The organism is Catenulispora sp. EB89 (genome assembly GCF_041261445.1).
In the GTDB taxonomy this organism is placed as follows: Bacteria; Actinomycetota; Actinomycetes; order Streptomycetales; family Catenulisporaceae; genus Catenulispora.
This window is the reverse complement of the sequence record NZ_JBGCCU010000005.1, coordinates 278,714-298,022: the sequence shown is the minus strand read 5'-3', so window position 1 is coordinate 298,022 and position 19,309 is coordinate 278,714. Positions and strand designations below refer to the sequence as shown.

At 71.0% G+C, this 19,309-nt stretch carries 7 protein-coding genes; all 7 read left to right on the top strand.

Annotated elements, in window-relative coordinates:
- Positions 1-46: 46 nt before the first annotated feature.
- The 7 genes from ABH920_RS13515 to ABH920_RS13485 all read left to right on the top strand — a co-directional run bounded on the left by ABH920_RS13515 (position 47) and on the right by ABH920_RS13485 (position 19,070).
- Positions 47-673 carry a hypothetical protein gene (locus ABH920_RS13515; protein ID WP_370349279.1) on the top strand — a complete coding sequence of 209 codons (627 nt, stop codon included), beginning with the start codon at positions 47-49 and terminating at the stop codon, positions 671-673.
- Entirely contained in the window at positions 673-1,368 is a 696-nt protein-coding gene (locus tag ABH920_RS13510; RefSeq protein ID WP_370349278.1) for a hypothetical protein, read from the top strand. Before ABH920_RS13515 ends, ABH920_RS13510 begins: the two co-directional genes overlap by 1 nt.
- Before the next feature lie 2 nt (positions 1,369-1,370).
- Positions 1,371-2,261, top strand: a complete 891-nt coding sequence (locus ABH920_RS13505) for a hypothetical protein (protein WP_370349277.1) — start codon at positions 1,371-1,373, stop codon at positions 2,259-2,261.
- A gap of 466 nt (positions 2,262-2,727) precedes the next feature.
- Positions 2,728-3,141, top strand: coding sequence for a YbaB/EbfC family nucleoid-associated protein (locus tag ABH920_RS13500; RefSeq protein ID WP_370349276.1), 414 nt, complete (start codon positions 2,728-2,730; stop codon positions 3,139-3,141).
- On the top strand, positions 3,138-3,524 hold the full coding sequence (locus ABH920_RS13495; protein ID WP_370349275.1) for a WXG100 family type VII secretion target: 387 nt from the start codon (positions 3,138-3,140) through the stop codon (positions 3,522-3,524). Before ABH920_RS13500 ends, ABH920_RS13495 begins: the two co-directional genes overlap by 4 nt.
- A 1-nt stretch (position 3,525) precedes the next feature.
- Positions 3,526-18,570: a hypothetical protein gene (locus ABH920_RS13490; protein ID WP_370349274.1), complete on the top strand. Its 15,045-nt coding sequence runs from the start codon at positions 3,526-3,528 to the stop codon at positions 18,568-18,570.
- A gap of 14 nt (positions 18,571-18,584) precedes the next feature.
- Positions 18,585-19,070: a hypothetical protein gene (locus ABH920_RS13485; RefSeq protein WP_370349273.1), complete on the top strand. Its 486-nt coding sequence runs from the start codon at positions 18,585-18,587 to the stop codon at positions 19,068-19,070.
- Positions 19,071-19,309 lie beyond the last annotated feature (239 nt).

The following is a 19,309-nucleotide window of genomic DNA, read 5'->3' as shown; positions in this document are numbered from 1 at the left end:
CCTGATTCCCGAGCGAGTCCGTGAGCGCGAGAGTTAGGAGAGGGTTGTGACCACCGATTCCGGCGACAGCTGGAACGTCGGCTCCCACACCGCCATCCCGGGGCCGACCATCGGCACCGTGGCCGCCGACGCCGACGCCATCCGGGCCCTGGCCCAGTGGTTCTCGGACACGCTGACCGCCGACGGCGGGCTGTTCACCGCCGGGCCCTCGTGGCTGGTGGACTGCTCGGCGACCGGCGGCTACGCCGGCGCGCCGCTGCGCTACGACCTGTACTCCGGGCGCAGCTCCGGCAAGGGCAGCGCGATGGCCGGGCCGGACGTCACCGCGGTCGGGATCCTGCCCGGCTACGCCAAGGACGACAGCTACATCCCGAGCGCGTACAACCTGAAGAACACCGTCGACACGCAGCTGTCGACGATGTACACGAAGCTGATCCAGGACCCGAACAGCACGCAGATGTCGGACGGCAACCTCTACACGATGGTGTCGATGCTGGCCGACACGCTGAAGAAGGTCGCCGACGACTACGACAAGGGCGACCAGCAGATCGAGACCGACCTGCAGGCTCTGGGCAGCGCGTTGCAGGACAACCTGAGCAACTACCTGAACAACCATGGCGGGACCGGAAACGGGAACGGCAATGGGAATGGCAACGGAAACGGGGGCTCCTGATGGCTGACCAGTACACACCGCCGCCGAAGAAGACCCCGCCTCCGCCGCCGAAGGTCACCAGCACGACGTCCACCAGCTCCAGCTCGGACTGCAGCTACACGCTGAACGTCACGGTCGGCAACCCGCCCGGCTCCAGCGACCGGCACGACGACACCACGGCGCCGTCGACCGGCAAGGGCTTCGCGGGCTACACGTGGAACCAGGCCATCACGGCGATCGTCGGCGGCTGCGGCGACGGCTCGTACGGCGCGCTGCCGCCGGAGGGGACCTGGGCCAAGCCGCTGACGCTGGAGACGGCGCACTACGCGGTCCTGACCATCCGCACGATGCTCGACAACTACGTGACGGCGGTCAACGCCGCGCGCGACAGCATTCTGCAGAGCTGGAAGGGGCCGGCGGCCGACGCGTTCAAGACGACGCTGAAGGCGTTCACGGACTACGTCACCGCGCTGTCGACGGAGATGCACAAGTACAACGAGGCGGGCCCGAACAACCTGCTGCACATCGCGCACATGAACCAGGCGATGGGGGACGCGGCGGCGTTCATCTGGTCCGGCTCCACCTACGAGGACGGGCACGACCGCAACACCCCGGTGACGCTGAGCGGAGACCTGAGCTACACCGGCACGATGCTCGGCGCCGGCGACGCGATGGTCCAGGCCTACGACGCGGCGCTGACCGCACTCAACGAGTAGCCATGGTCTTCTTCAACATCACGAACGCCAAGTACAAGGACCCGAACATCACCGCCGGCCCCGACGGGGGCGGCGACGGCGGCGGCGACGGAGGCGGGGGAGGCGGCGGAGGCGGCGGCGACCTCGGAGGCGGCGGTGGCCTCGGCGGAGGCGGCAACCTCGGCGGCGGAGGCGGCGGCTCGGGCAGCTTCGGCGGCGGCGGAGGCGGCGACCTGGGCGGCGGCCCCGGCGGCAACAAGAACCTGCTCGGCGGCGGAGGCTCCGGCAGCTTCGGCGGCGGCAGCGGCGGCGGCGGTCTCGGCGGAGGCGGCCTGGGCAACTTCGGCGGCGGCGGCGGAGGCGGCTCGGGCAGCTTCGGCGGCGGCAGCGGCGGCGGAGGCATCGGCGGCTCCGGCAAGTTCGGCGGCGGCGACACCTTCACCCCACCCCCGAACAGCCTCCTGTCCGGCATCCGCACCCCGCAGTCCGAGTTCTCATCCCTCCCCCGCGACACCTTCAGCACCGGCGGCGGAGGAGGCGGCAGCGGCACCTTCGGCAGCGGAGCATTCGGCCCCGGCGCCCTCGGCAGCCTCGGCACAGGAGGCCCCAACTCCGGCACCGGCAGCGCCGGCAACTTCACCGGCACCAACGGCCCCAACCTGGACCCCAACGCCGCAGACCTGGCAGCCAAAACCGCGGCCGACGAAGCAGCCGCAGCCCGCAACGCCGAAGGCGCCACCGGCGCCATGCCCCCGATGGGCGGCATGGGCGGCATGGGCAACGGAGCACCCGGCCAGAACAAAGAACGCGAACACAACACCTGGCTCACCGAAGACGAAGAAGTCTGGGGCGCCAACAGCGACGCCCCCATCGGCATCCTCGGCACCATCCCCGACCCCACCCCCCGCCGATGAACAACACCACCAGCCGCGGCCCGGCCCCCACCCGGGCCGCGGCCTCAGCGTTGTCGCGCGCGCCGAAGCACCGGCCGCGCGCGGCATCCTGGTGCGCCGCCAGCTCTTGTCCAGCAGCAGCATCTGCACGCCTCGCCAAGCACGGCCACTCGCACACCACTAGCGACCGCGATCCGCAGGCCGCACCAGCTGTCCGGGGCAACCTCGCCGCCGGCGCACGCCAGGCATCGCTATCCGCATACCTGGCCGAGCCCAACCGCCCGCGCGCAGCAAGCAGCGCCCCACAACCGCTGGCCGCACCAACCTTCCGCGACAACCTCGCCACCGGCGCACACCAGGCATCGCCATCTACGCGCCGCGCCAAGCCCGGCTACTCTTGCCCAGCCAGCGCCCGCGACCACCTCATGGTTTCGCCGGGCATCGCTGAGCTCCCGCCCGAGTTCCCCCTCCCCACCGAAGGCCGCTCATGACCGCCGCCGACCACGTCCCCCCGGGCCATCCGGGCCTGGCGTTCGACCGCGCGAAGCTCGCGGAGCTCGTCGCCGACTCGGAACGTCGCATGGCGGTCATCGCCGATGCGCAGCGGCGGGTCGCGGAGCTCGCGGTCAGTGTGCGGTCGCGGGATCGGTCGGTGAGCGTGGGGTTGGGGGCCGGCGGTGCGTTGACCGAGCTCACCTTCCACACCACCGCGTATCGCGACATGGCGCCGGCCGAGCTCTCGCGGCTGTTGCTGGACACCGTCAGCGCGGCGCGGGCCGAGTACGCGGCGCAGGTCGCCGAGGCCATGGCGCCGGTGCGGGAGGGGGCTGTGCTGCCTTTCGAGGACATCATGGCCGGCAAGTTCGACATCTCCGAGTTTCTGCGTGGGGGTCCGTCATGACCGAGATCCAGGCCGATCCCGACGACCTCGAGCGGCACGGCAAGGCCTTCGACGGCCACGTCGCCGACATGACCTCCGTGCACGACGAGCTCTACGCCCTGCTCGCCGGCGACATCGGTATCGGCAACGACGACTTCAGCCGGGGCTTCCGCGAGAACTACGTCACGCAGGTCCGCAATCTCGCCGACAGTGTCCGCGACGCCCGTGACGGCGTCCAGGGCATCAGCCTGGGCATGGTCAAGATGGCCTCCGACTACCGCGCGACCGATGACGCCTCGCTGCGCGGCGTCACCAACCTCGGCTCCGGACTCGGCCTGCCGCCGAGCACGGGCAGCGGCTCAGGCACCGGCATCCCCCACACCACCCCGCACTCCGAACCCTGACATGGGCATCGACCTCCCCGAGCCGCTCCGCTGGCTGTTCAAACTCACCGGCTCCGAATGGCCGGACGCCGACGAGGACAAGATCGCCAAGTTCGGCGAGCAGGTCGGCAACTTCAGCAACCGCATCGACGACGTCAACTCCAACATGGTCGACACCGTCCGCCGGGCCAACGTCTCCAACTCCGGCCCGGCGATGACGCAGTACACCGACAACCTCCGCGACGTCGTCAACAACGGCATGCCCGGGATGTCCACCGGCGCCCGCGCGATGGCCGTGCAGATCCACGACGCCGCCCTGCAGTGCGAGTACAGCAAGGGCACCGCCGTCATCAACATGGCGATCATGGCCCCGATGATCGCCGAGGCCATCGCCAACGCCCCGGAGACCTTCGGCGCCACCATGGCCATCGCCGAGGCCGGCATCGCCGCGATCCGCACCACCGTGCCCAAGCTGCTCACGCAGATGGTCGAGAAGGTCGTCACCAACACCGCGATGATGGAGGCCGGCGACCTCGCGGTCCAGGGCTACCAGGTCCTCATCAAGCGCGACCGCGCCGGCTTCGACAGCAACCTGTCGCTGAACACCATCGAGATGGGCGCCATCGGCGGCGCCGTCGACGGCGCGCTCACCGGCGCCCTGATGAAGGGCGCCCCCAAGTTCTTCAAGAGCGCCGAGGCCGGCGTGACCGACGCCTCCAAGCTCGTCTGGGCCCCGCCGAAGTGGGCCAACATGGCCACCCAGGTCGCCAACAACACCGTGACCTCGCTGATCATGGACGGCATCAACGGCCAGCCGATCGACGGCCTGAGCCTGCTCCAGGGCGCGGCGCTCGGCGCGGCGATGGGCGGCCTGCACCACGCCCCCGGCGTCAAGGTCAAGCCGTTCGACGACTTCCACATGAACGAGGACTTCCTCAACGGGGACAGCTGGGTCCGCCCCAAAACCGCCTACGCCGACGACAAGACCGGCACCAACGACTTCTCCTTCACCATCCGCCGCCAGCCCGCTGCGTCCGACGGCAGCAAGACCGTCTGGTACGGCGACCCCAACGTCACCCACCCCGAGAACACCCCGCCGATCCACGAACGCCTCGCCCCGGTCATCGACAAGGCCCTGGAGAACCAGCCCGAAGGCGCCCCGAAGCCGCGCATCGCAGTGCTCGAAGACGTCCCCCCGGCCCAGCTGGACGGCATCCGCAACCTCGCCGCCGCAAAGGGCGTGGACATCGTCGTCCCGCACGGCGCCGTCGAGACCGGCCCCTACGGCTCGATCCGCGTCCCCGGCACCGACGGCGGCAGCGGCTTCCGCATGGTCCACCCGGACGGCACCGTCGAACACCTCGGCGGCGTCTACGACCCGCGCCAGACCACCGGCGAGCCGATCGTCGGCGGCGAGCCCCCGGAAGTCCGCGTGGCGCTCGGCAGCGGCGGCGAGAAGTTCGTCTCCAAGGAGGTCGCCGGCGAGGGCGACTGCACCGTCGCCTCCCTCGCCGACTCGGCGCTCAGCCAGGGCGTGGCCAAGAAGAGCATCCACGCCGAGGGCCTGAACCTGAACGACCCCGGCGACATGCGCGAGTTCCGCAACCGCATCGCCGACCAGGTCGCGTCGAAGAGCACTGACACCCGCCCCGGCTCCGACGTCCTGCTCGGCGAGCTCTCCCCCGAAGGCGCCCGCACCGTCCTGGACCGCATCGGCCCGCCGAAGGCCTCGTCGAGCTCCCATATAGACGCCCTCGACCTGGCCGGCCCGACGCCGCCACGCACCGCCGACCGCAACCTCACAGGCTTCCCGGAACGCCGCGTCACCGACCCCGTCCAGGAACTCAACAACCGCCTCCGACAGGACCCTGCGACCGTCCTGTCCGCCCTCGAAAACCACTACTCCGCCGACGGCGACAAAGGCATGGCCCAACTCGCCGCCTACGCCAAGGCGAAGGTCGAAACCGGCGGCGACGTCCCCCAGCACCGCGACCTCCTCGACTACGCGATCCGCGAGCGGACCCTGGCCGAGACCCCCCTCGGCGGCGAAATGCTCCAAGCCGTCGCCCACACTCTCGGCCTGGACGTCGTCGTGGTCAGCGACGACAAGCCGGCCTTCCACCTCAACGGCGACAGCTCCAAGCGGGTCTACATCCACCGCGTCACCACCGAGGACGGCCGCAACCACTACCGAGCCCTGCGCCCGGAGTCGAAACCGTCCGGCAAGCCGCGCCACAGCACCCCCTCGGACGCCACCGAGAAGCCGCACACCACCACCGGCTCCGGCGGCACCCGGCGCTCCCGCGTCCCGGTCTCCTCGCGCGGCGGCCACGGCGCCGTCGCCCGACGCCCCACCGGCTCCGTCAGCAACGCCCTGCACCGCCTGGCCGGCGGCGCGGGGCACGAACACACAGACACCGGCCTCGGCGTCGACGCCCACACCGGCACACCGCGCCCGGCCACCCCGCGCAACCCGTCCCCGGACACCGCGAACCTGATGCAGCGCGCCGGCCGTCCGCACGGCACCGCGCTCCCGCCCCCCGACGGCTTCGAGCACACCGCCGGCCCGGACGTCCTGGGCATCCGCACCGTCCCGGACAAGCCCGCCTTCCTCGCCGGGCTGCACCTCGACGACCTGCCGACGGAGAACCAGCCGAGGTTCTTCGACGCCGTCGACCTGGCCCGCCCGGACGGCCCGCCGCACGGCCTCGACACCCTGTTCAGCGGCCCCGGCACCCCCCACGATCCGCCCCGGATCCCCAAGGTCCTGCACAGCATCTGGCTCGGCGGCCCGCTGCACGCCGACGGCGGCGACCGCGCGAACTTCATGAAGACCATGGGGTCCAACGCCGACAAGAGCGGCTTCACCGCCGTGCTGTGGACCGACGTCCCGCGCGGCGAGATCAACGAGCTCCGCGCGCTGGACGAGAACGCCCCGCGCACGCCACGCCAGGAACAGATCCAACAGATGCTGGACTGGGCCGGCACCCACCACGTCAAGCTCGCCAGCGTCGACGAGGTCTTCGCCGGCGAGGACCGGGCCGAGCTGCACACCGAGATCGCCACCGAACGCGCCCGCACCACCGGATCCGGCTACGCCGGCGCCAGCGACCTGCTCCGCCTGGACATCCTGCACCGCTTCGGCGGCGTCTACACCGACGGCGACAACCGGGCCACCGAGAAGCTCGGCGAACGCGTCGAGGAGATCGAGGCCGACACCGAGCACCAGCAGTTCGGTATCTCCAAGCTGGGCGCCAGCGTCAACAACTCGGCGTTCGTCGCGCCGCCGGGCAACCGGATCGTGCGCGACTACCGCGCCAGCCTGAAGGAGCGCTACGCCAAGTCGCTGGTCGACACGCTCACCGAGAACGCCGCCAAGGGCAAGCCCGAGCACTTCGCGATCGCCCGGCCCGACCAGGAGGCGTCCCGGTTCACCAGCCGCGACGTCCGCACCGAGGTCATCGCGCGCACCGGCCCGACCTTCTGGCACTTCGACGCGTTGGCCCGCAAAGCCGGGGCGCCCGAGGACTGGATGGGCGCGCGCCAGTGGTTCCGGACCATCACCAAGGAGCACCTGGAAGCCGGCTCGGAATCGAGCTGGCTCAGCGACACCGCGCCGAAGCCCGCGACCGGGCACGCGCCCGAGCGCGCGCCCGTCCATCTCGAGCCGGAGCAGACCGTCAAGGCCGCGGTCGCGATCCTGCACCGCGAGGCGGTCAACCGCAACGGCGTTCTCCATCTGCCGTCGGTCATGGACGTCATCGACAAGGCCGCGCCCGAGCACCGGGAACAGGTCTGGCACGCGGTCCTGCACACCATGCACGAGACCTGGCCGACCGAAGAGCCGCCTCACATCGTCGTCTCGGGCCACTTCCAGACGCCGTCGAAGAAGGGCGACCCGATCGGCCGGAACCAGTCGGTCCCGCGCTCGGTCAAGGCCTATCTGCACGAGAGCGGCCTGTTCCCGAACGGCACCGTCCACACCGCGGTCGGCCACGACTTCCGGCTCCCGCCCGACGCCGAGCTGCACCGGGACCTGACCGGCGCCGGCCTCCGGGACGTCTCCCCCGAGGACGCCCGCGACATCTCCCGCGTCCACAAGATGCTGTTCGGCCAGGCCCGGCTGGCGTCGGCGGACCAGATCCACCAGGCCGACAAGGTCCTCGACCTGCTGCACTTCACCTCGCCCGGCGACAGCCGCACCGACCCGTTGTGGGCGCCCAAGGCGCTGCGCGACCTCACCGAGTACCGCAACGGCCATGAGGGCAACTACGACGCCTCACACCTGGAGGGCCTGCTCGCCGACCACACCGCTCTGACGCGCCGCGGCCAGCTGACGCCGGACGGCTACAAGCGCCGCCTCGACTACCTGAAGGCCATCCCTGAAGGTCAGGACCCTGAGAAGTTCGCCGGCCGGATGAGCCCGCGTCCGCCGTCCCGCAAGCTGTTCAAGCTCTCCGCGGCGCAGCACGACGAGCGCTGGGACCGCGCGGTGGACGTGATGGCGCTCGGCAAGGAGCTCGGAGGCCTGTCCGACCAGCAGGAACGCGGCCTGTGGAAACTCGTCGGCCTCTACCGCAGGACGCCCGGGCACGGGATGTCCGACCGGCCGCTGACGCTGCACGACCTGGCCGGGTTCCGCGACGAGCTCGCTTCCCAGCACCCTGAGCTCGGGACCGTCACAGACCCGAGGGCCTGGACGCTCGGCATGGCCGACCGGGCCTACCGGCTGAGTCCGGAGTCCGGCAAGCTCACCATCGACGACCTGGCCCAGAACACCCGGCAGCACCCGGCCGAGGCGCAGTACTCGCGGCCCTACCCGGAGCCGCCGGAAACCCTGAAGTGGTTCCACGACGACGCCGCCGAGACCCTGCGCGAGTTCGACGAACTCGGCCCGCTGGTCTCGCACCTGACGCCGGCCGACTTCCGCGACCTGATCACCCACAGCGGCAACGCGACCGAGCACCCCCAGCGTCACAGCATCCTGCGTCAGCTGCACATCAACATCGCGCACCTGCAACCCGAGGACCTGCGCACGTCGGTCCAGGGGTCCCGCTTCCACCGCCGCCTGTCCGACGAGCTGCGCAAGTACGGCCCGGACCCCGAGGTCGACAAGCGCGACCTGGCCGCCTTCCAGCACCCCGCCGAGGCCGACCGCTTCCGCGCCGAGTACGTCGAAACGCGCCCCGACGGCAGCGGCATCTGGATCCGCGACCCGCAGTCCCAGCACGACATGCAGACCCACCACACGTCCACGACGATGCTGGCCGACCCCGGCCACTTCTCGGTGATCCTGCACGGCTCGCCGCAGCAGGTCCACGTCGGCAAGGCGACTCTGTCCGCGCGCGACATGGCCAACCTGCTTCGGCACACCCCGGAGTGGCAGAACAACCCGCGCCCGATCCGGCTGATCGCCTGCAACACCGGCGAGCACGACCACGGCTTCGCGCAGCAGCTCGCCGACCTGCTCGGGGTCGAGGTGAAGGCGCCGAACACGGTGGTGTGGGGCGTCGGCCACGGCAAGCCCTATGCCAGCACCCTGGTCCGCCGCCCGGACGGCACCTACCGGCCGGTCAAGGAGGCCGACGGCGCGTACCGGGTGTTCACGCCGAACCGCCTGAACCCCGACGGCAGCGTCCACAGCACGCCGATCCGCCTCGACGACGCCGGCTACGACTACCTCGGCCGCAAGCCCGCGCTGACCGTCCTGAGCCGTGCCCTCGCCGGCCCCTTCGGCGACACCCTGGCCAGCTCGGACCCAGCCACCCGCAAGATCGTGAACGACTGGCGCCACCTGATGGGCCAGACCGGCGGGGACAGCGAGAAGGCGTTCGAGGTGTCGGAGACGGCCCGCGAGGCGCTCGACAAGGTGCTCACCCCGGACACCGTCCAGTGGATGTTCCAGCACGCCCCGGCCGGCACCGAGGTGAATCAGGCTCTTCATGTGCTGTCCGGTTCGCGGCTGCGCTCGCAGCACGGCGGACGGGACCAGCAGCCGCCGGGGATCGCGTATCCGCGCAGCCGCTCGGACGACTCGGCCTACTCCGACAGCGCGTCCGCCTCGGCCCACCAGACGCACGAGGTCGTACAGCCGTCGCGCATCGACCGGGAAGCCACCACGGTCACGCCGGCCCCGCACTCGTTCATCGCGGACCGCACGCCGACCGAGCGCGAGGCGGACACCTGGACCAATGTCCTCGCCGTCGCCGACGAGATCGGCCTCCACCCCGATTTCGCCTCGCCAGGCACGCACCTCACCGAACTCAGCGCCCTGTGGAAGGCGGTCGAGACCCACCGCCAAGTGCTCCCCGCGCACGCTGCCGCGCTGGAGCGCCCGATCCGCTACTCCGACCTGGAAGACCTCGGCCGCCAGCTCGGCCTGCACCGCGCGGGCGACGAGTCCCAGCTCGAATTCGTCCAGCGCCTCAGCACCGACCTCGGATCTTTCCAGGCGGCGCACCCGCACGAGCAGCTGTCCGCGTCCGCCATGACACGCCACCTCGAGTCCCGCGACGCCGCCACCACAGCCACCACATCGGCGCCGCGTCCCGCGCGCACCACCCCGCTGCCGCCCCGCACCGAGCTCACCGACGACCAGGCCAAGGCCCTGTCCGACAGCCTCGGCGGCTACGTTCCGCCCGAGGGCCTGAAGAAGCTCGCCGCGGTCAATCTCAAGAAGTTCCCGGACTTCACCGATCCGCGCCGCGAACCTCAGCTCTCTAACTTCACCGACATCGTGCACCAGCTCCTCGGCCCCGAGCACGACGTCCAGACCGGCGTGGCGACCCTCGCGGCGGCGGCAACCCGGGCCCGCAAGACCGGCAGCCTGAGCGCGCTGGACGGCGCACTGGTCCACGACGACGGCGACTTCGTCCGCGCACCCTGGTCGCGGGTCCGCTACGAGGCGTACGTCCCGTGGTCCGACCGGCACGCCATCGAGCGCGACGCCGCCCTGCTCTACTACCACGCCTTCGGCGAGCACGCGCCGGTGAACCCGGACGCCCGCACCACCCGGAACATGCGCCGCGCCATGCAGGTCGCCAAGCTCGCGCACTCCTCCTATGACCGGCGCGGCCAGGCCGACCCCGAGGCGTTCTACAAGCAGCTCGGCGATCGCCTGCGTCCGCTCGGGAATGACGTCGGCGCTCCCGCCGACTCCTTCAAGCGGCTCCTGTCCGCGGCCGGCAACGGCGACGGCAGGTATCAGAACCCGGACTTCCTCGCCGGGCCGATGCACGGCCGGCTGCACGGCGTCGACACCCCGCGCCCGCCCCTCGGCCACGACCTCCCGGCCGAGCACATCGCGACCTCGCGCACGCTCGCGAAGAAGCTCCCCGGTCTGTTCACCCCGACCGACTTCGGCGGCCACGAGCAGATCGAGACCCGGCTTCGGGCCCTGATCCCCGGCCGCGGCCCGCTGCACTTCGAGGTCGGCCTGCCGACCGAGCTGCGCGAGGGCTTCGGCGCGATGACCGACGGCGGCCTGACGCTGCGCGTGACCCGCGACGGCCACGCCTACGACGTGCGTCTCAAAGCCCTGCTCAAGTCCGCGCCGGAGCCGGTCGAGGACTCGGCGGCCACCGCCAAGAACGAGAGCCGGATGTTCCGCACCGGCGACGACGGCGGCGGCAGCCACAGCACCAGCCGCACGCTGACCGTCGACGGCGGCGTCAAGGCCGGCTTCGGCCCGTTGAGCATCGGCGCGAACACCGGCACGTCCCGCATCCGCAGCCGGGAGCTGACCTCCTCGGAGGCGTTCGGCGGCGACATCTACCTCGACCCCTCCGACGGCACCCGGCGGCACACCGTCGAGACCCACGTGCACATAGAGGTCACGGACTCCGCGACCGGCCACTGGGTCCAGGACGTGCCCGCCGCCGACGGCCCCTCCCACACCGTCGAGCTGCGGATCCAGGACCACCTGACCGCCACCGAGGGCTTCGACGCGACCCCGCACGCCGTCACCAAGCCGCTGGACGACCCCTCCGTCGACCACCTGCTCGGCGAGCGGACCGGGTACGGCGACGAGCTGAAGCACGGATTCCTCACCGGCCTGCATGACAAGGGCCTGACGCTCGACGAGAAGGCCCGCGGTGAGGTGGACGCCTACTTCAGCGAGCTGTCCTCGCCGCACAACGTGGCGGCCCTGCACAGCTCCGACCCGCTGCGGCGAGCCGGGCTCAGCATGTCGATCACCGCCAAGGACCACGACGGCGCCACGGTCACCCTGACCCTCGGCGCCCACGCCGAAGCCAAGACCCTGACCCAGGCGAGCACTTCCCGCGCCGGCCTGAAGATGGACACCGTCGCGCGCCACACCGTGAAGCAGGGCGTCACCACCGGTCGCGGCGGCGGCCTGCCGTCCAGCCTGGTCGGCACTGCGAAATCCCCCGAGGGCTCGGCCAGCGTCGGCATCACCGGCAGCGGCAACAGCACGCGCACCGAGGCCGCGAGCCTGGAATCGGCGTTCACCGTCACCCGCACGACCCGCGCCGAGGACGAGAACGCTTCCTACCAGCTGGAATCGAAACTCGAACTGCACATCGGCATCGGCGACCAGACCGAGCGCCTCACGGTGCCGGACGCCACCGCCTGGGTCCGGCTGCGCACCGCCGACCACGCCCGGCTGATCAGCGCGGACGGGACCCCGGAGCGCAAGGCGGCCGCCGAGGGCGCGGACCGCCTCGACCCGCACCTGATGACCTCGCACGACCTGCCGCTCGGCCAGGTCAAGAAGCTCTCGAACCTGGACGGGCTGTACCGGGACCTCGTCACGAAGCTGTCCGACCACCTGCCGGACGGCGCCACCGAGGACCTGGCCAAGCTGTTCGAGGACGATCCCAGCGGCTCCTTCCTACACGGCACCGACGGCAAGCACCAGAACTGGCGCCGTATCGTCACCGCGGTCTCCGGCCCCGGCCTGGCGCAGCGCGCCGACGCGCTGGCCGGCGAGGGCGTGACGGTCAAGCTGCGGATCGACGGCAAGGACGTGCCGCTGCGGCTGTCGCTGAACGGCCTGAAGCCCACGGAGGCGACGTCGCTCGGCGTGGACGACAAGCTGATGCCGATCTCGATCCACCAGGCGTCGCAGACCTCGAGGATCCGCAGCTCGAAGCAGCAGGACCTGTCCCTGACCACCTCGCTCGGCGTCGGCAAGAGCAACGGCCTGTTCACCGCCACCATCAGCGGCCGAGAGACGAAGGCCTCGCGCTCGACGGTGTCCGGCGGAGTGCGGCAGTACACGCGCAGCCTCAGCGGCAGCACGCTGTTCGAGGTCGGCGGCAGGCTCGGCTGGAAGCTGGAACACGCCGAGAAGCCGATCGAGGGCTCGGTGGACGGCGGCCTGCACATGTGGGTGTCCTCGGACCTGGTCAAGGCCACCTCCGGGCTCGGCAAGCCGCTGCCGCTGCGGCCGCTGGCCGAGCACGAGCGCTCGCCGCTGGCCACGACGCCGATCCACATGGCGGTCAACGGCGGCGGGATGGACAGGCTGCGCGCGGAGATCGCGAAAAAGAACCCTGATCTGGCCTCGGAGTTCGGGAACGGCCGGTTCGCCGCGGAGCTGCCGCTGCTCTCCGGCGGCGGCGTGCGGGTCGCGCCGGGCGTGCACTGGGACGTGACCCCGACCGGGCGGCCGCAGGTGCTCAAGACGCTCTCGGTGTACGTCGAGAGCCACGGCGAGGCCGGCACGGCCGTGGACCACGACCGGGAGGTCCGGCAGGGCAAGGGCGGCTCCGGGTTCGGCGGCGGCGCGGGCGACGACCTCACCGGCGGCGTCACCGTCAGCCACTCGCGCGACGCGGCTCAGGGCTCGAACACCGGACGCGGCGAGAACACCTCGCGTCTGATGACCGCCAAGACGGTGCAGATGGCCCTGGTGCGGACGCAGGTGCGGCACCGGGTCACCGGTGTGGACGGCCGCCCGATCGAGACCGTCGGCGAGACGCTGGTCATGGTGCCGCTCAGCGAGCTGCACAACCGGCAGGAGCACTTCGACTTCCCGGCCGACGCGCCGGAGAAGGTCTTCGAGGGCTTCAAGACGCCGGGCGAGGGCGATCCGTCCCCGGCGCTGAAGTCCGGCATGCTGTTCGGTCCGGTCGGCGCCCACCCGGACGGCGGCCTGGGGCTGGAGGCGACGGCCAAGGCCGACGCGGCGTTCGGCGACCACGACCTGAGCGAGCAAGTGCGCGACCTGCTCCAGACGCCGACGCTGGCCTCGCAGATCCGGAAGCTGAGCGACGGCGGGCTGACGCACCCGATCGTCACCGGGAGCGGCGGCCGGTACGAGCTGCGGATCCAGGCCCGCCCGATCGGTCGGCCGGTGCTGCACGACACCAACGCCACCGGCGGCGTGAAGATGTACAACGCGGACGCGGTGACGTCGAGCGAGCGCTCGGGCGGGTCGAAGACGACGTCCGGCGCGGCGACGTTCGGGGTCGACACGCCGCACGTGACGGCCACCGGCACGGAGACGCACTCGGGCATCTCCGCCGACGTCCAGACGCGGGCGCGGCGGGATGTGGAGTCCGAGGGGCTGCGGTTCTCGGGCGAGCCGGTGGACGAGTACCGGCAGGACGTCGAGTACACGTACACGATCACGCGGCTGTCGCATCCGTTGTGGAACCTGCACTTCGGCGACCGGCCGCCGGAGGCGCTGCAGAAGTCGGTCGAGGGCAGCTACGTGAGCGAGGTGCGGGTCTTCGAGCCGAAGACGCATGTGCTCGACGCCCCTGACGCTTCAGGCGGGCTGGGGCCGAAGCTTTCGGACCACGCGGTCACGTTGGACTGGCACGGCCAGGAGAAGATCAGCACCCTGTTCCGCGAGGCCGGCGGGACGGAGCAACGGCATGCGCCGCAGGACGCCGCGGTGCTCAGCAAGGGCAGCTTCGTCGGCGCGCTGCACGACGTGCTCAAGCCGGGCGGCGCGGAGTTCCGGGGCGTGGACCTCGGCGGTCGCACGCTGATGATGAAGCGCGGCGTGCTGGTCGAGGGGACGCTGAAGGCGCCGAAGAGCGTGGCGTTCCTGAAGGCGGGCGCCGAGCGCGAGTCGTTCAGCCACCGCGACGTCAGCACCACGGTCGAGCACTCGGACAGCACGAAGGACGAGACCAGGGGCCAGCTGTCGGTCAGCGGCGTCACCCCGAGCGGCGTGACGGTCGGCGGCCGCGCCGGCGTCGGGCACGCCACCGAGCACCGCGAGAAGACCAGCGAGACGCACAGCACGGAGACCCGGCCGCGCTGGGACCGGCAGCCCGGCGGACTGTACGCGGTGCACGTGCCGGTGGAGCTGAAGCTCGACTTCGGCCGCGGCGGCGCGCCCCGCAGCACGACGGTCGACGTGCTGGTGCACGTGGACGCCGCCGGGGCGGAGGCGCTGGGGGTGCCGGCGGCGAAGCTGCGGGAGTTGCGGGGGGAGCCGGAGCCGGTGGTGGCTCCGGTGGTGGTGCATGAGCCGGTGGTGCACGAGCCGACGGCGCCGCACGAGCCGGTAGTGCCTCACGAGCCGGTGGTGCCTCACGAACCGATTCCTGAACCGCACGTCGAGCCCGAGCCACATCACGATCAACCAGTTCTCGACGCGATCCAGATCGATGCCGCGACGCGCACCGAGCTCAGCCGCTTCACTCCGGACGAGCTCACTCAGCTGGAGGGCCTGGCCCGCGATACCTCGCCCGAGGACTTCCGCCGCCTCGTCATGCGCATCAGCCTGTCCCCGGGCACCGTCCCCGAGGCAGCACTCCTGGAGCGCGTCCCCGGCCTGCTCTCGCGCGACCACGTCCTGCACGCCGTCCACGAAGTCCGCAACGATCAGCCTGCTCCGCCCACGCACCCCACCCACGCCACCGTCACCCCCCTCGTCGCCCCCTTCATCCGCCCCGGCGACGACTCCGTCACCGTCCACACCGTCCCGGCCGGCACCACCGTCTACCGCCTCGTCGACATCCGCACCGCCCTGGCCCACCTCAACGGCCGTATCGAGCCCCTGAACCGGCTCGACTGGATCCACCTCGGCCGCGGCCTCTACACCGCCGCCGACCGCGAGGGCGCCGCGCTCTACGACGACGAGCGCTTCGACCGCGTCATGCTCCGCCTGACGCTGCGCCGCGACATGGTCGGCATGGACATCCGCGAGTCCGGCACCAACGCCGCGGAGATCGGCCACCAGCTCGGCGAGCGGCACAACGGCGTCGTCGACGTCACCGAGGCCGGGCAGCACCTGCTCGCCGGCGCCGACTTCGTCGCCGTGCACAACGGCACGGAGGCGCCGCACGAGATCAAGTTCCACGAGGGCGCCCTCGATCACTTCGACGTCCATCCCGACGACGCGGGCGTCACCGGCTACGGCGACGGCGTCCTGGCCCTCTACGGCGACTGGGCCCAGCGCGCCGAACACCTGCCGCCGGCCGCGGACTACGTCCTGGCCGAGATCGGCCGCCTGACGACCGGCGCGCCGCTGCCCTGGCACCAGGTCACCGGCGACCACGTCCGGCAGCTCGCCGATGACATCGGCCTGCCGCACAACCGGATCGGCGAGCTGCACGACCTGATCCCGGTCCACCTACCCGACACCGTCGAAGAACTCCGCGACGCCCTGCACGGGGCGCCGCACGACGCCGCCCACGACGAGGACGCCGAGGACGCCGTCGACTTCGCCACCGTCAAGCAACACCAGGACGACGCCAAGCTCGTCGCCGACGCGATGACCTCGATGGCCGCGGGCAAGAACACGGCCTTCCTCCAACACCCCGGCTTCAAGGACGTCCAGGACAAGGCGAACGCCCTCGCCGGCCTGACCGACGACCGCGCGCACGTCGCCGCCGTCCACGACCTGCACGCCGCCGTCGAGAAGTTCACTGACTCCCTGCCGTTCGAGCAGCGCCAGAAGTTCGAGCACACCGAGGTCTACAACGCCACCGGCCAGGCCTTCGCCCGCGTCTCGATCGTCGAGCTGCGGCTGCGCCGCGAGGTCGGCGGCTTCAAGGTGCACGTCGGCCACGACTTCGCGGACGACAAGTCGCGCGGCGACTGGCTGGCCCGCATCGACAAGGACTTCGCGGCGCGCACCGACGACGTCCTGTGGATCCGCAACCTGAAGCACAAGCCGGACAGTGGCCTGAAATCGGCGATCGACGCGATGATGGCCAGCCCGGACCGGCGCTACTTCACCGTCGCGCTGCACGGTTCGCCGGGCGCCGTGCACCTCGGCAACGGGCACCTGTCGGTGAAGGAGCTGGCCGCGATCATCCAGCAGGACAAGAGCTGGTCGCAGAACAAGCGGCCGGTGCGGTTGTTCTCCTGCTACACCGGGATGCACGACAACGGCTTCGCGCACGAGCTGGCCAAGACGCTGGGCGTCGACGTGATCGCGCCGAACGACAAGGCCTGGGCCGACCGGAACGGCAACACGCACGTCTCGGAGAACCTGTACGAGTACGGCGACGACGGCGCGCCGAAGCTGAAGCCGCTGCGCAAGAAGCCGGAGACCGGGGCCTGGCGGCGCTTCACGCCGGACGGGGCCGTCGCGCTGGAGCTGAAGCAGGACGAGCGCCTGGGGCGCACCTCCGCGCTGACGCTGCTCACCCGGACGCTGCCCCGTACCGAGGAGGAGATCAAGGACTGGCCCGAGGCCGCGCACGAGCCGTTGCGGACGCTGGCCGGCGTGCTCGCCACCAACGACTCGCTCTTCGAACGGCACTTGATCGACCAGCACATGAACGCGATGCGCAAGACGCTGTCGGGGCTTCTCGATCCGGGGACGATCGCGACGTTGGCGGAGCACGCGCCGACTGATCGTGGCGATATTCGGGAAGCATTGCATCAGATGTCTTTCACGCGGCACGAGCCTGAGCCCGACGATTCGCACAATCCGCCCGACAGCGAGGCGCCCCACGAGCAAAACGCAGGCCACGATCACGACGCCTCAGCCGTGGCCTTCACCCTCAACGGAGCTCCGACCCCGGAGGAGCAGTCGCTGGCGGACATCACGACCAGGCTGGAGGACGGTGGGCAGGTCTGGGTCCGTGACAACCGTTCGGGCTCGATGCTGGCCCGGCCCGTGACGCTGGTGAACGGGGCGCCACACCTGGGATCCATCAGGCTCCTGCCGCGCCACATGAACCGGCTGGACGTCGCCGAGGGGTTCACCGAGCGGCTGTCGCACTCCGAGCCGGGTGCCGTGCCGGAGCCGTCGGTCAAGCCGAACGGCAACCAGCGGATGCTGTTCCACAACACCTCGCTGATGTTCGGGCACTTCACCGGGGACATCGTGCGCGTCGGCGGCAGCGACCGCTTCGGCAACCAGCACCTGACGATCGACAAGGCACTCCCGGCACTGTTCGCGAACCTGGCCACCCAGGACCCCGGGACCGTGCAGATCTTCCTGTCGCTGATCCGCCACGACCGGCACCTGGCCGGGACCACGATGACCGACAACGGCTTCGTCGCCCCGGCGAACATCCACTTCCGCCCCGATCCGGCGCGCCAACGGGCCATCGCCCTGCCCGCATGGCTCGGCGACCAGGCGCGGCACGACAACCCGCCGCCGGACCCGGAGCCGACGGAGGTGAACCGAGACGTGACCTACGCCCGCTTCAGGACCTTCGTCGACAGCCGCCTCACCGACCTCGGCTTCCCCCAGGAGGACCGCAGGGAACTGATGAACTCCCTGGACTGGACCGCGAGCCGCTTCCACCCGGCCCCGGACGCCATGACGATCGCGGACCGCGACGCCCTGTTCGCCGGCCTGTACCTGAACGCCGGCGAACGCCTGGACTTCAGCAAGAAGGCCGTGGTGCTGCAACGGCTGTCGGGGCACGACGTGCCGACGCCGCTGACGCTGATCGTGCGCGACACGTCGCCGATGACGCCGCCACTGCGCACGGCCCTGGAGCAGCTGCACACCGAACTCCCGGCCGGCTCCGCCGCCGCCACGACGATCCAGGCGCTGCTGACGCACGGCGGCGACTTGCGTCCGGCGGCGCCGCCTCTGAACGCGGCGATATCGGTGATCATGGAGCACTACTGGCCGACCATTCTCAGGTGGATGGCCACTCCGGACGCGGAATAGGAAGGATGAGGACTATGCCGGATACGCCGAATATGCCGAGCACGCCGGGCACGCAGGGCACGCAGGGCACGACGAACGCGACGAACACGCCAAGCACGACGGGCGCGCCGGGCACGACGAACACGCCGAACACAACCCGCATCGCCAAAGTCTTCGACGGCGCCACCGACGGCGTCCCGTACTACCTGCCGAACCACCCCCGCCTCACCCCGGCGGAGCGCACGGAGCCGCTGGCGTACCTGGCGGCGGGTACCGCGCTGCTGATGACGACCGCGACGGAGCCGGACTTCGTCGAGCCGGCACGCGGCGAGGTGGTGCCGATGAACTTCCGCACGGACGGCACATGGGTGTGGAACGACGCGCTGGCCTACTACCTCGGCGAGTACGGCTTCGCCCCGGAGGCGGAGTTCTTGGCCGCCATGCGGGCGGCGGGGTGGGTGTGTCCGACGCCGGGGGTGGAGGTTGTTGAGCGGGCTTTGGAGGAGTTGTTCGGGGAGTAGGGTCTGATTGTTGGCAGGTTGCGGTTGATCTGTGGCTTTACAGGCTTTTCTTACGGCTTCGCCTAAGGTTTGGTGACCTCGCGGGGGACGCAGTTCGATTGTGCGGGGCGGGGTTGCGCTGGCGGCCGCCGGTTTTCGCGGGCAAGACCGCGCACTGGTTCAGGTCTGTGCGGCGGCGCGGTGCGGCCGCCGGTTTTCATGGACACGACCACGCACCGGTTCAAGTCTCTGCGCCGGCG

Coding starts and splice junctions, on each gene's coding strand:
- ABH920_RS13495 (WP_370349275.1), top strand. CDS start 3,138: ATGACCGAGATCCAGGCCGATCCCGACGACCTCGAGCGGCACGGCAAG.
- ABH920_RS13500 (WP_370349276.1), top strand. CDS start 2,728: ATGACCGCCGCCGACCACGTCCCCCCGGGCCATCCGGGCCTGGCGTTC.
- ABH920_RS13490 (WP_370349274.1), top strand. CDS start 3,526: ATGGGCATCGACCTCCCCGAGCCGCTCCGCTGGCTGTTCAAACTCACC.
- ABH920_RS13505 (WP_370349277.1), top strand. CDS start 1,371: ATGGTCTTCTTCAACATCACGAACGCCAAGTACAAGGACCCGAACATC.
- ABH920_RS13510 (WP_370349278.1), top strand. CDS start 673: ATGGCTGACCAGTACACACCGCCGCCGAAGAAGACCCCGCCTCCGCCG.
- ABH920_RS13485 (WP_370349273.1), top strand. CDS start 18,585: ATGCCGGATACGCCGAATATGCCGAGCACGCCGGGCACGCAGGGCACG.